A 13,045-nucleotide genomic window follows, 5' to 3' on the forward strand; every position below is an offset into this window, starting at 1 on the left:
GGGTCTTGGTGCAACACCGCGGGCGGCTGGAATTTACGTTGCATTTTTGCCCGTGGCAGGGCCACAAACACCCTATCGCGAGAATTCCTCGGAGCCCGCACCTTGTTTCCGGCAGGGTGGCATTCTACATCGGCGCCATGACCTTACGACTGCCCTTTGTGAAACGCGCGCCCCTGGTGGCTGTTGTGCGCCTGTCCGGCGCCATTGGCATGGCCGGGCGAGGAAGCCTGAATGACGCCGCGCTGGCCCCGGTGCTGGAGCGCGCCTTTAAAAAGGGCAAGCCCGCCGCCGTCGTGCTGGAGATCAATTCCCCCGGCGGCAGCCCGGTGCAAAGTGCGCTGATCGGGGCCCGCATTCGCCGCCTGGCCGAGGAACACAAGGTGCCGGTGATCGCCTTTGTCGAGGACGTGGCGGCCTCTGGCGGCTATTGGCTGGCGGCCTCGGCGGATGAGATCTTTGCCGATGCGAGCTCGGTCGTGGGCTCCATCGGGGTGATTTCCGCCGGCTTTGGCGCCCATGTCTTCATGGCGCGCCAGGGGTTGGAGCGCCGTGTGCATACGGCGGGCGAGAGCAAGAGCATGCTTGACCCCTTTCGCCCGGAAAACAAAGAGGATGTGGCGCGACTCAAGGTGCTGCTCAATGACATCCACGCCAATTTCATCGACCATGTGACCGAACGGCGCGGGCAGAAGCTCTCGGACGAGGAGAAACTGTTCACCGGCGAAGTCTGGCTGGCCCGTCGGGCCCAGGCGCTGGGGTTGATCGACGGCATCGGCCATCTGAAACCGGTGCTGGAAGAGCGTTTTGGCAAGACGCTGCGCCTGCGTCGTTATGGTATGAAACGCCCTTTCCTCAGCCGCTTTGGCCTGTCCATGGCCGAGGATGCGCTTGCCGCCGTCGAGGAGCGCGCGCAGTTCGCGCGTTTTGGCCTCTGACGTGATACTCAAGATCGTTTCTCTGTTCCTGGTCGCTATGGCCGTGCTGGCCATATTCGGGCGGCTGCGGTTTCCGGGGCAGAAGAAGCTCAATTCAGCGCGCTGCCCCTCCTGTGGTCGGTTCAGGATCGGCAAGGGGCCCTGCGCCTGCGGACGCGGAGGTCCCAAGACATGATGATGCCCTGGCTGTATTCAGCCCTTGGCCTGGTGATCCTGCTGCTGGCCGGTGACGCGCTGGTGCGCGGTGCGGTCAACCTCAGCCTGCGGATCGGCATTCCGGCGCTGATCGTCAGCCTGACCATCGTGGCCTTTGGCACATCGGCGCCGGAATTGCTGATCGCGGTGCAAGCGGTGCATGACAATGCCGACGGTATCGCCATGGGCAACGTGGTGGGGTCCAATACCGCCAACATCCTTCTGGTGCTCGGGGTGCCGGCGCTGTTGCGGACGTTGCACACCAGCGAATGTGACAGCCGCAAGAATTACCTCTTCATGATTGGTGCCTCGCTGCTGTTCATCGCGCTGGCGTTTGTCGGCACCTTTACCTGGGTGTCCGGGATCATCCTGCTGATCGCCCTGTTCGGGGTCTTGTTCACCGCCTTCCGCGAGGCCCGCGCCCATCGCGCCGCCGGCGAGGCGGACGAGCTGGAAGAGATCGAGGAAGCCGACCCCGACATGCCGTATTGGCGTATCGGGCTCTATCTGGTGCTTGGGCTGGCAGGGCTGCCGCTCGGGGCGGAGCTGCTGGTGGAGAACGCCACCATCATCGCGCGGATGTATGGGCTGTCAGAGACGGTGATCGGCCTGACGCTGGTCGCGGTGGGGACCTCGCTGCCGGAGCTCGCGACCACCCTGATGGCGGCGCTGCGGCGGCAGGCGGATGTTGCGCTGGGCAATGTGATCGGCTCCAACATGTTCAACCTGCTGGCCATCATCGGCATCGCGACCTTTGTCGGTCCGATCTCGGTCGACCCGGAGTTCCTGCGCTTTGACCTCTGGGTGATGCTGGGTGCCTCGCTGCTGATCGTGCCCTTCGTGTTTCTGCGGCAGGATATTACCCGGCTCTGGGGGATCATGTTGACGCTGCTTTATGTGGCCTATGTGTGGATGCTGCTCTAGGCTTCTGTGACAACAACAGCCACGAGCGAGAGGGCAGCAGATGCGGGCATTGGTCACCGGAGCGGGCAAGCGATTGGGGCGTGTGATGGCGCTGGCGCTGGCCGAAGACGGCTATGACGTGGCGGTGCATTTCGCAAGCTCCCGATCCGACGCCGAGGACACGGTGGCGGCCATTCGCGCGCTGGGGCGGCAGGCCGTTGCGCTTCAGGCGGATCTGCTGGACGATCGGCACTCTGAAACATTGCTGCCCCGCGCGGCAGAGGCGCTTGGCGGGGCGATCACCTGCCTGGTCAACAATGCCTCGATCTTTGAACCCGACGATTTGCAGACAGCGACCCGCGACAGTTGGGACCGCCATATGCAAAGCAACCTGCGCGCCCCGTTCCTGCTGATACAGGCGCTGGCGGCGCAGGATCTGTCGCCGGAGCAGGACGCAAATGGCGAACCGCGCGCGGCGGCGCTGGCGGTCAATATGATCGACCAGCGGGTGTGCAAGCTGACACCGCAGTTCATGAGCTACACGCTGGCCAAATCCGCGCTGTGGACGCTGACGCAGACGGCGGCACAGGCGCTTGCGCCGCATATCCGGGTCAATGCCATCGGCCCCGGACCGACGCTGCAAGGCCCACGCCAGAGCGCCGAGGATTTCGCCGCGCAGCGCGCCGCTGTGCCCTTGCAGCGCGGGGCGGGGGAGGACGATATCGCCGCCGCGCTGCGCTATTTCCTGACCGCCCCCGCCGTGACCGGCCAGCTGATCTGCGTTGATGGCGGCCAGCATCTGGCCTGGCAGACGGCGGATACCCAGCTGCCCGAATGAGTCCCTTGCGGGCAATGTTCTAGCTGGCGCCAATGTCCAATGGACAAGGGGATGCGGGAACTTATGCACTTGTCACAGATCGTTCACCAAGGCGTTACAAAAAGACTAATATTTTCAACACTTTGCGCAGGCGGTATAAAAATTGATATTGAAATCAATGCCTTAACAAAGTGATTAAAAAATAGTCAATTCGGCGAAGTCGCCAAATCTAAAGGGAAATTTTAAACAAGCCCAAAGTTGTCCGCGTAGTTATCCACAGGAATGGTGGATGTATCCTCGCTTGAATTCCACCTCTGAAGATTGCAGCGATGAGCGCAGAATCATATGTCTGATCCCATGAGTGATCCCAGCCCAGAATCGCCCGATGAAACGGACGCGCCCCGCACCGGATATGGTGTGATTCACGACTATCTGAAGACCCTGGATTCCTCGCCCGGGGTCTACCGGATGCTGGATGCAGAAAGCCGCGTTCTCTATGTCGGCAAGGCGCGGAACCTGCGCGCGCGGGTGTCGAACTACACCCGCCCGGGCCATACCGCGCGCATCGAGACGATGATCTCGCAGACCACGCGGATGATGTTTCTGACCACCCGCACCGAAACCGAAGCGCTGCTGCTGGAACAGAATCTGATCAAGCAGCTGAAGCCCAAGTACAATGTGCTGCTGCGCGACGACAAAAGCTTTCCCAATATCCTGCTGAGCAAGAGCCACGACTACCCGCAGGTCAAGAAACACCGGGGCGCCCGCAAGGAGAAGGGCAGCTATTTCGGCCCCTTTGCCAGTGCCAGCGCGGTGACCCGGACGCTGAACCAGTTGCAGCGGGCGTTCCTGCTGCGCAATTGTACGGATTCGATGTTCGAGACCCGCAGCCGCCCCTGTCTGCAATATCAGATCAAGCGCTGCTCCGGCCCCTGCGTCGGGCTGATCTCGCGCGAGGACTATGCCGAAAGCGTGCGTGACGCAGAGCGTTTCCTGATGGGGCGCTCCACCAAGATCCAGGAGGAGCTGGGCGCGCAGATGATGGCGGCCTCCGAGGCGATGGAGTTTGAGCGCGCCGCCGCCCTGCGGGACCGGATCAAGGCACTGACCCAGGTGCAAACGGCCCAGGGCATCAACCCGCGCAGCGTGGCGGAGGCCGATATCATCGGCCTGCATCTGGAGGCCGGTCAGGCCTGCGTGCAGGTGTTCTTCATTCGCGCCAATCAGAACTGGGGCAATCAGGATTTCTACCCGCGTGTGGCGGCGGATATGTCTCCGGCGGAGATCATGGAAGCCTTCATCGGCCAGTTCTACGACAACAAGGATGTGCCGCGTCAGCTGCTGTTGTCCGATGACATTGAAAACGCCGATCTGATGGCAGAGGCGCTGGGCGAGAAGGCCGGCCACAAGGTGGAAATCCTGATCCCGCAGCGCGGCGAAAAGGCGGAGCTGATCGCCGGTGCGGTGCGAAACGCCCGCGAGAGCCTCGCACGGCGCATGTCGGAACGCGCGACACAGGCGAAACTGCTGCGCGGCATTGCCGAGGCGTTCGGGCTTGAGGCATCGCCGCAGCGGATCGAGGTCTATGACAACTCGCATATCCAGGGTACCAATGCGGTGGGCGGCATGATTGTCATGGGCCCGGAAGGCTTCATGAAAAACGCCTATCGCAAGTTCAACATCAAGGGCGATGATCTGGTGCCCGGCGATGACTTTGGCATGATGAAAGAGGTGCTGCACCGGCGGTTCTCCAGGCTGCTGAAGGAAGACCCGGACCGGAAAAAGGGGCTCTGGCCGGATTTGCTGCTGATTGACGGCGGCGCGGGGCAGGTCTCTGCGGTGGCGGAGATCATGCAGCAGCACGGCGTGCAGGATATTCCGATGATCGGGGTCGCCAAGGGCGTGGATCGCGACCATGGCAAGGAAGAGTTCCACCGCCCCGGCGGGCGTCCCTTTGCGCTGCAACGCAATGACCCGGTGCTGTATTTCATCCAGCGCATGCGGGACGAGGCGCACCGCTTTGCCATCGGCACCCACCGTGCAAAAAGGGCGAAATCCATGGCCGCCAACCCGCTGGATGATGTGCCCGGCGTGGGCGCGCGCCGCAAGAAGGCGCTGCTGACCCATTTTGGCAGTGCCAAGGCGGTGAGCCGTGCCAATCTGGCGGATCTGAAGGCGGTGGAGGGGATTTCCAGTGCGCTGGCGGAGACGATCTATAATTATTTTCAGGACAGATAGGGCGCGCGCAACAGACGAGGGGCGCTGCCCCTCGTGCTCCCCGGGATATTTCTGAAAAGATGAAAGGGAAGGGGCGCGTGAATTGCCCCTTCCCGACAGCGGAGCCAGCCTGTAGATAAACGCCTATGATATGGAATTTACCCAACATCCTCACGGTTCTGCGGTTGCTGGCGGCGCCAGCGCTCGCTGTCATGTTCCTGTTTTTCACGCGCCCCTATGCGGATTGGTTTGCGCTGATCCTGTTTGTTGGCGCGGCGGTGACCGACTGGTTTGATGGCTATCTCGCGCGCACCTGGAAGCAGGAAACCAAGATGGGCGCGATGCTGGACCCGATCGCCGACAAGGCGATGGTGGTGATTGCGCTGATGATCCTTGTCGGCTATGCGGCCTCGCATTGGATCCCCTGGCTGGTGCTGCCCGCCACGGTGATCCTGTTCCGCGAGGTGTTTGTTTCGGGGCTGCGCGAGTATCTGGGCGATACGGCGGGCACGCTGAAGGTCACCAAGCTGGCAAAATGGAAGACCACCACGCAGATGATCGCCATTGCCACGCTGTTTTCCCAGGGGATTTTTGAACATCACCTCGGCATTGGCGGGCTTGGGATGGATCGCGAGTTCGTGCAGGGGGTTCTGGCCGGCACGGTGGAGGATACCCAGGGGCTGCGGTTCTATTTCGAAGGCATGGTCTGGTCCGGGCGGATCGGTCTCTGGCTCTTGTGGCTGGCGGCGGCGCTGACCCTGCTTACGGGTGTGGATTACCTCAAAAAGGCCCTGCCGCATCTGAGGGAGACAGGCTGATGGACGTGCTGTATTTTGCCTGGGTGCGCGAACGGATCGGCCTGCCCAAGGAGCGTGTTGAAACCAGTGCCGTCACCGTGGCGGAGCTGGTGGAGGAGTTGAAGGCCCGCGAGGAGCGCTATGCCGCGGCCTTTTCTGATCTTTCCGCCCTTCGTGTGGCGCTGGATCAGGAGCTGGCCGAGTTTGATGCGCCGCTTGCGGGCGTGCGCGAGGTGGCGTTTTTCCCACCGATGACCGGAGGCTGAGGTGATGCGCGTTGTGGTGCAGGAGGCCCCGTTTGAGTTTGGTGCCGAGGCCGAGCGCTTTGCCAGTGGTGCATCGGGCGCCGGCGCGGTGGTCACCTTTACCGGCGTGGTGCGCGAGGCCGATGGCGGTGACATGGCGATGATGGAGATCGAGCACTATCCGGGCATGACGCAAAAGGCGCTGGAAAAGATTGCATCGGACGCGATGGCGCGCTGGGATCTGACCGATGCGCTGGTGATCCACCGCTATGGGCGTCTGCTGCCGGGGGATCAGATCATGATGGTCGCCACCGCCTCCCGCCACCGCGTTGCGGCCTTTGAGGCGGCCGAATATCTGATGGACTATCTGAAATCCCGCGCCCCCTTCTGGAAGAAGGAAATCCTGCGGGATGGCGGCGCCGATTGGGTCGCCGCCAAAGAGGCCGACGAGGACGCGCTGACCCGTTGGTAGGTTACGCCATGAAGTACAATCAAAACGTGTTTTGAATGTTTTATTTCTCCTAAATGGAGTCGCATTTTGCACATTGGCGCGCGGCGTTCTCGCTTAGCGTGCAATGGTATGCTGCGCAATTTTGACGCGGCGGCGATTACCGCGATAATCCTGAGGAGGAGATTAGATCATGTCGAGCAATCGAGGGGTGGTGTACCTCGGCCCCAATGAGGTCGAAGTGCAAAATATTGCCGATGCCAAATTGGAAGCCCCGGATGGGCGCCGGATCGAGCATGGCGTTATCCTGAAAGTGATATCCACCAATATCTGCGGCTCCGACCAGCATATGGTGCGCGGCCGCACCACCGCCCAGGCGGGGCTGGTGCTGGGGCACGAGATCACCGGCGAGGTGATAGAAAAGGGGCGCGACGTGGAGATGCTGGAGGTCGGCGATCTGGTCTCGGTGCCCTTTAACGTTGCCTGTGGGCGTTGCCGCTGCTGTCGCGAACAAGACACCGGCGTGTGTCTGACGGTGAACCCGGAGCGCGCGGGCGGCGCTTATGGCTATGTCGATATGGGCGGCTGGATCGGCGGTCAGGCGGATTATGTCACCGTGCCCTATGCGGATTTCAACCTTCTGAAATTCCCCGACAAGGATCAGGCGCTGTCCAAGATCCGCGATTTGACCATGCTCTCTGATATTCTGCCCACCGGGTTTCACGGCGCCATGCAGGCCGGTGTCGGTGTGGGTTCTGTCGTCTATGTGGCGGGGGCCGGGCCGGTCGGGCTGGCGGCGGCGGCTTCGGCACGGATCCTTGGTGCGGCGGTGGTGATGATCGGTGATTTCAATCCCGAGCGTCTGGCCCATGCGGCGCGCGTGGGCTTTGAGCCGGTCGATCTGATCAAGGGCGCCAATCTGGGAGAGCTGATCGCCGAGATCATCGGCGCGCCGGAAGTGGATGCGGCGATCGATGCGGTGGGCTTTGAGGCGCGCGGCCATGCGGGCGGCGAACAGCCGGCGATCGTGCTCAACCAGATGATGGAGATCACCCGTGCGGCGGGCGGCATCGGCATTCCCGGGCTGTATGTGACCGAGGATCCGGGCGCGGTGGATGCGGCGGCGAAACAGGGCAGCCTGTCGATGCGCTTTGGCCTCGGCTGGGCCAAGGCCCAGAGCTTTCACACCGGGCAGACGCCGGTGCTGAAGTACAACCGCCAGCTGATGCAGGCGATCCTGCACGAGCGCCTGCCGATTGCCGATATCGTCAATGCGACCATCATTCCGCTGGAAGATGCGGCCAAGGGCTATGCCAGCTTTGACAAGGGGGTGGCGCAGAAATTCGTGCTCGACCCGCATGGCATGCTGGCGGCGTGACGGGGCAGCGGGGCGGGCGATACCCGCCTCGCAACAAAGGGGCCTGGGCTGTGCGCTCAGGCCCCTGATTCATGCAAGATCAATGGGCGCCATGCAGCTGGTTGCGCAGCTCTTCGGCCTCCTGGCGGGCCTCCCGCAACCCATCCATGGCAGCGCGCAGCTCGGCTTCGGTCTGGTTCAGCTGATTGGTCAGCTCCGCCTCGCGCTGTTGCAGATAGGTGATCGCCTGATCCCGGGTTTCCTCGGCCTCGTGCAGCTCCTGGCTCATGCGGTCCAGATCGGCCACGTCGCTTTGGCGCACGCGGGTGAAACGATGCAGAAGCCAATTGGCAAACCACCCCATCGCAAAGGCGACAAATAGGATGATGGCTGTGGTCAGGATGAATTCGGTCCTGTTCATTGTCCGTCGGTCTCCTCGGCGGGGACGTTGTCGTCTGACGCGACATCGTCCTGTGGTGGCTGCTGCTCGGCGGCGGTGTCCTCGGCATCATCAGTCGTCGCCTGCGGCAGATCGCTTTCGATCAGGCGGAACTCGATACGGCGGTTGGCCTCGCGGCCCTCTTCGGTGTCGTTGCTGGCGATGGGATTGTCCTCGCCATAGCCTTTGGCGACAAAACTGCCAGTGAGGATACGCCGCGCCCGCAGCGCGTTCAGCACCGATTGTGCCCGCGCCTGGCTCAGGTTCTGGTTCATTTCCTCGCGGCCTTGGCTGTCGGTATGGCCCTGAATTTCCAACGGGATCTCGCCGCATTGCTGCAACAGCTTGGCGATCTTGTCGATCACCCGCGCGCTGTCGGCGGCCACGGTGGCGGAGCCGGGCTCAAAGGCGATTTTCTCGGCGCGCTGGATGGCGGCCAGTTCCGCCTCGCAGAGCTTGGGCGCCATCAGCCTGTCCTGCGGCTCGGGCGGCTTTTCATAGGTGATATCAAGGTCGTAATCCTCGGCCTCGCCCAGCTTGTCTGACAGCATCCGGGCGATTTCGGCGCTGGCGTGCTCGTCATGGCTCATGCCGCGCACGGAGACCAGATCCGGGGTGACCGTCGCCGCGCCGCGCTCCAGCTGCGCCAGCGCATCCAGCGCCGCCAGCACCCGGATGGGCCAGACGCCGGGCAGATCCGGCACATTGCGGGTGGCAAGATAGACCGCATCGGAGCCAAACCGCGCCTTGGCATAGCTGTCCACCATATGGCGCTGGGCGTCGTCGCTCAGCCTTCCGCGCAGTTGCACCTGGCCTTCGGGGCTGAGCGTGGCAGAGAATTCCGGCGTGGTATCGGCGCCCTTTTCTTCGGGTTCCGGCAGCACCGCATGCAGCACAAAGACCTGCGGCAGCGCGTTTTCTAGCTCGCCGACCACCCGTTCAAACAAGACCGGCGCAGTGCCTTGCTCGGCCACCAGCGTTACGTCGCCATTGGAATAGGTGATGGAGCCCTGACCCAGTTCCGTCAGCGCGGCCAGACCAACCTCGACCGCGCGCGACCAATTCGCCGAGGGCACGCCGAGGCCAATGGTGCAATCCCGGTCGCCGGTCAGTTTTGCCGCCTCGGCGGCCTTCAGGATGCGGCTGCGGCTGGCCTCGCTCTCGGCGGAGCAGGCATCGAACCGCCCGCCCTCGGCCTCCAGCACATAGCGCAGGGTAAAGGGCGAAATCACCGGACGCGGCGCCGCGATATCCAGCGTCACATGCACCGTGGGGAGCAGCATGCGGTTCAGCTCGGTTTCCAGCTCCTGCTTGGCCTCGGGGCTGTCGGCAATGGCGGTGATGCTGACCGCGCCCGCCTCGACCGAGATCTTGGTGCGCGGCAGCAGCGCCAGCGCCTTGAGCGCAAAGCTCATGGCGTCGGCCCAGCCCTTGGGCATGGGGTAGTCGGCGGTTTCCAGGAAATCGGTGACCGGCGGGTTGCCCTTGATTCGGCCCAGTTTGCGCAGCAATGCGGCATGGTCAGAGGCGGTCGGGATCAGGCCGATGATCGAAATCCCCGCGTCATTGCGCAGGATTTCGGTGGAAAAGCGCGGCGGCGCAATGCCTTCGGGCGGGGTGACCTGCATGTTGTCGATAATGCGGGCGGCATCGACCACGGCGCCGATACGGGAAATGGCGTTGAAACGGGTGGCCTCGTCCGGGGCCTCGCCCGAGAGCTCCACCCGCAGCCCATCAGCGGTGACCTCGGCCCAGGTCAGCCCGGCATTGTCCAGGGTCCGGCGCACCACAATTTCGGTGTTGTCTTCCAGCGCCGTTGCCGCAAATCCCGCAACCACCAAACTCAGGCCAGCAGCCGCTGCAAAGGTGAGAGTCGGGAACAGCAGCGAGGATAGGCGCATCAGGTCAGGTCTTCCGGCAGTTGAGCTGGTAACGGTCATACAGGGCTGGCCCTGCGGGATCAATCATGCGGGGCGCTGCATTCAGGCAAACAGCGCCGCCACAAGGAATATGAGCGGAATCAAGCCGGTGTCGCGGTTCAGGCGGAACAATGCCAAGAGCCGGTCATTGTTGTCGGCGTCAAAGGCGCGCAGCTGCCAGGTCATGTGCCAGCCCATCGCCCAGGGCGCGCAGAGCGCCAGCACCAGCGCCAGGATCGACCCCACCGGCTGCACCGCCGCGATGATCGCCAGCGCCATCAGGCTGACCGTGGCCACAATGAAACGCCGCAGCCAGGTGGGGGAATTCTCGCCAAACAGCCGCGCGGTGGATTTCACCCCGATGAGCGCGTCATCCTCGGTGTCCTGATGGGCGTAGATGGTGTCATAAAACAGCGTCCAGGCCATCCCCGCCACATAGAGCACAACCGCCGGCCACTCCAACCTTCCACTATGCGCCACCCAGGCCAGCATCGCGCCCCAGTTGAAGGCCAGCCCGAGAAAGACCTGCGGCCACCAGGTGAAGCGTTTGGCAAAGGGGTAGATCGCCACCGGCAGCAGCGACAGGATCCCCATGGCAATGGCGGCGGTGTTGAAGGTCAGCAAGAGCCCAAAGGAGATCAGCGCCTGCAACGCCATCCAGATCACCGCGCCTTTGACCGTCACCGCACCAGAGGGGATGGGGCGCGAGCGGGTGCGCTCGACGCTGCCGTCGATCTTGCGGTCGGTGATGTCATTCCAGGTGCAGCCCGCGCCGCGCATCAGCCAGGCCCCCATGCCACAGGCAATCGCGATCCACAGATCACCCCAGCGCGGCGCCTGATCCGCCAGCATCGCCAGGGTCAGCCCCCACCAGCAGGGCAGCAGCAACAGCCAGGTGCCAATGGGGCGATCCGCGCGGCTCAGGCGCAGATAGGGGCGGGTCCAGACCGGGGCATGGATGTCGACCCAATTGCCTTTCACCGCATCGGAGACTTGACCATCTGGTGTTGGCGACTGGCCTTGCATATGTAGGACCTCATGAATGCTAAAGTCAGACTGTATGTAGATCACCCGCTGGGGGCAGGGCAAACGGTTCCTCTGGACCGCGATCAGGCGCATTATCTCTTTGGGGTGATGCGGCTGTCCGTTGGGGCGCGCGTGGCGCTGTTCAACGGGCGCGATGGGGAATGGCAGACGGAGGTGCTTGAGGCGGGCAAGCGCGGCGGCGTGCTCGCCTGCGTGGCGCAATCCAAACCGCTGCAATTGCCACCCGACCTGTGGCTGATCTTTGCGCCGATCAAGAAGGCGCGCACCGATTTCATCGTTGAAAAAGCGGCCGAGATGGGGGCTGCGCGCATCCTGCCGGTGGCGACCGATTTCACCAATTCCGAGCGCATCCGCCAGGACCGCTTGCAGGCCCATGCGGTAGAGGCCGCCGAGCAATGCGGCGGCACCTATGTGCCCGAGGTGGCAGAGCTGCAAAAGCTTTCCGCGCTCCTGGACCATTGGCCTGCCGAGCGTCAGCTGATGTTCTGTGACGAGGCCGAGGTGGGGCAGCGATTGTTTCTGGATGTCGCTGCAGCCAGCGCCGGTCCCTGGGCGATTCTGATTGGCCCGGAAGGGGGCTTTTCCGACGCCGAGCGCAAACGCCTGCACGCGATGGAACAGTCCCATGTGGTCAGCCTTGGCCCGCGTATCCTGCGCGCCGATACGGCGGCGGTGGCGGCGATGACCCTGTGGCAGAAACGGCTGGGAGACTGGTAATGGCCTGGCGTGCCGCAACCGGGGAGGACCTGCCGACGCTGATGCCGGTCCTGCGCGCGCGGGTGCAGAGCTCGATGTTCCTGCTGGAAAACCTCGGGCGGCACGGCTTGGGCTCCGATCATGCCAACGGGCTGACGCTCTGGCGGCAGACGGCGGGGCCGGGCGTCTTTGGCATCACCAATGGCGGCAGTGTGCTGATGCAGGCGCCGGAGGCCGACGCAGAGGACTGGCGCGCGGCGGGGGCGCTGATTGCGGACCGCGAGATCCACGGCGTGTTGGGCGATGCGCCCCAGGTGCGGCGCTTTATCGCGGCCAATGGGATGCAGCATGCACCCGCGACATTGAACCGGGACGATCCGGCCTTTCATCTCGACCTTGGCGCGCTGCGCCTCGAGCTGCGGCCGGATGAGGAGATGATTCCCCTCGCCGATGCGCCGCGCGACCTGGTCGAGAACTGGCGGGCAGCTTACGAGATGGAAGCGATCCATGCCGCCCCGGAGAAGGCGCGCAACAAGGCCCGCGCGGATATCGCCGAGTTCATCGCGAAAGACAGCCATCGGGTGCTGATCAAAGCGGGAACGCCCGTGGCCATGACCGGCCTCAATGCCAGTGTCGGCGATGTGGTGCAGGTCGGTGGGGTCTATACGCCGCCCGCCCTGCGCGGATCCGGCTACGCGCGCCGCGTCGTCGGGCGGCATTTGTTGCAAGCGCGGGATCGCGGCGCTTCGCAGGCGGTGCTTTTCGCTGCGAGTGCACAGGCGGCGCGCGCCTATCAGGCCATCGGGTTCCAGCCCGCGGGCGCATTTGCGCTGGTGCTTTACGCGACGCCGGTGCGGATCATGGCAAGCCGGGGGGAGGGGGGCAGATGAGTTTTATTCGACCCGAAGCAAAGGCGGCGCTGTGGCGCTGGCGCGAGCTTTTGGCGGCGGCGATATTGCTGCTGCTGGGGCTGCGCTGGGAGAGGAAGAGATGACCATCAGCGGAATGGAGGGGGAGGAAGGAAGGAAAG

General features: G+C 63.5%; 12 protein-coding genes and 1 pseudogene. 10 read left to right on the top strand and 3 right to left on the bottom strand.

Translation table 11 applies throughout. The features are described 5' to 3' along the window. Positions 1-137 precede the first annotated feature (137 nt). The 8 genes and pseudogenes from HCZ87_RS16515 to fdhA all read left to right on the top strand — a co-directional run bounded on the left by HCZ87_RS16515 (position 138) and on the right by fdhA (position 7,935). Positions 138-935 carry a S49 family peptidase gene (locus tag HCZ87_RS16515; protein ID WP_167645471.1) on the top strand — a complete coding sequence of 266 codons (798 nt, stop codon included), beginning with the start codon at positions 138-140 and terminating at the stop codon, positions 933-935. A 174-nt stretch (positions 936-1,109) separates the two neighbouring features. Next, the gene (locus HCZ87_RS16520; protein ID WP_167645496.1) at positions 1,110-2,054 is read left to right on the top strand and encodes a calcium/sodium antiporter; all 945 of its coding nucleotides are present in this window, start codon (positions 1,110-1,112) and stop codon (positions 2,052-2,054) included. A gap of 37 nt (positions 2,055-2,091) precedes the next feature. Next, a pseudogene (locus HCZ87_RS16525) lies at positions 2,092-2,871 on the top strand (SDR family oxidoreductase); the annotation flags it as partial. A gap of 336 nt (positions 2,872-3,207) precedes the next feature. Next, positions 3,208-5,088 carry an excinuclease ABC subunit UvrC gene (gene uvrC, locus HCZ87_RS16530; RefSeq protein ID WP_167645476.1) on the top strand — a complete coding sequence of 627 codons (1,881 nt, stop codon included), beginning with the start codon at positions 3,208-3,210 and terminating at the stop codon, positions 5,086-5,088. A 125-nt stretch (positions 5,089-5,213) separates the two neighbouring features. After that, positions 5,214-5,885 carry a CDP-diacylglycerol--glycerol-3-phosphate 3-phosphatidyltransferase gene (pgsA, locus tag HCZ87_RS16535; protein ID WP_167645478.1) on the top strand — a complete coding sequence of 224 codons (672 nt, stop codon included), beginning with the start codon at positions 5,214-5,216 and terminating at the stop codon, positions 5,883-5,885. Next, complete coding sequence (moaD, locus tag HCZ87_RS16540) at positions 5,885-6,130, top strand: molybdopterin converting factor subunit 1 (protein WP_167645480.1); 246 nt, start codon at positions 5,885-5,887, stop codon at positions 6,128-6,130. Before pgsA ends, moaD begins: the two co-directional genes overlap by 1 nt. 4 nt (positions 6,131-6,134) lie before the next feature. Further along, a complete protein-coding gene (locus tag HCZ87_RS16545) occupies positions 6,135-6,581 on the top strand; it encodes a molybdenum cofactor biosynthesis protein MoaE (protein ID WP_167645482.1) in 447 nt (148 codons plus the stop codon). A gap of 169 nt (positions 6,582-6,750) precedes the next feature. Beyond that, positions 6,751-7,935 (top strand): formaldehyde dehydrogenase, glutathione-independent, encoded by a 1,185-nt coding sequence (fdhA, locus tag HCZ87_RS16550; RefSeq protein WP_167645484.1) that lies wholly within the window; start codon positions 6,751-6,753, stop codon positions 7,933-7,935. Between the two features lie 79 nt (positions 7,936-8,014). On the opposite strand, the gene HCZ87_RS16555 is transcribed toward fdhA, so the two are convergent. The 3 genes from HCZ87_RS16555 to ubiA all read right to left on the bottom strand — a co-directional run bounded on the left by HCZ87_RS16555 (position 8,015) and on the right by ubiA (position 11,298). Further along, positions 8,015-8,335 carry a hypothetical protein gene (locus tag HCZ87_RS16555; protein ID WP_167645486.1) on the bottom strand — a complete coding sequence of 107 codons (321 nt, stop codon included), beginning with the start codon at positions 8,333-8,335 and terminating at the stop codon, positions 8,015-8,017. Beyond that, positions 8,332-10,254, bottom strand: coding sequence for an OmpA family protein (locus tag HCZ87_RS16560; RefSeq protein ID WP_167645488.1), 1,923 nt, complete (start codon positions 10,252-10,254; stop codon positions 8,332-8,334). Before HCZ87_RS16560 ends, HCZ87_RS16555 begins: the two co-directional genes overlap by 4 nt. 81 nt (positions 10,255-10,335) lie before the next feature. Further along, complete coding sequence (gene ubiA / locus HCZ87_RS16565; protein ID WP_167645490.1) at positions 10,336-11,298, bottom strand: 4-hydroxybenzoate octaprenyltransferase; 963 nt, start codon at positions 11,296-11,298, stop codon at positions 10,336-10,338. Positions 11,299-11,310: 12 nt separating this feature from the next. Here ubiA and HCZ87_RS16570 point away from each other — a divergent pair, with 12 nt between their 5' ends. Both HCZ87_RS16570 and HCZ87_RS16575 read left to right on the top strand, forming a co-directional pair. Beyond that, positions 11,311-12,036, top strand: coding sequence for a 16S rRNA (uracil(1498)-N(3))-methyltransferase (locus HCZ87_RS16570; protein ID WP_167645492.1), 726 nt, complete (start codon positions 11,311-11,313; stop codon positions 12,034-12,036). Beyond that, on the top strand, positions 12,036-12,905 hold the full coding sequence (locus HCZ87_RS16575; protein ID WP_167645494.1) for a GNAT family N-acetyltransferase: 870 nt from the start codon (positions 12,036-12,038) through the stop codon (positions 12,903-12,905). Before HCZ87_RS16570 ends, HCZ87_RS16575 begins: the two co-directional genes overlap by 1 nt. Positions 12,906-13,045 lie beyond the last annotated feature (140 nt).

It is taken from the genome of Phaeobacter sp. HF9A (assembly GCF_011806385.1).
Lineage (GTDB): Bacteria > Pseudomonadota > Alphaproteobacteria > Rhodobacterales > Rhodobacteraceae > Epibacterium.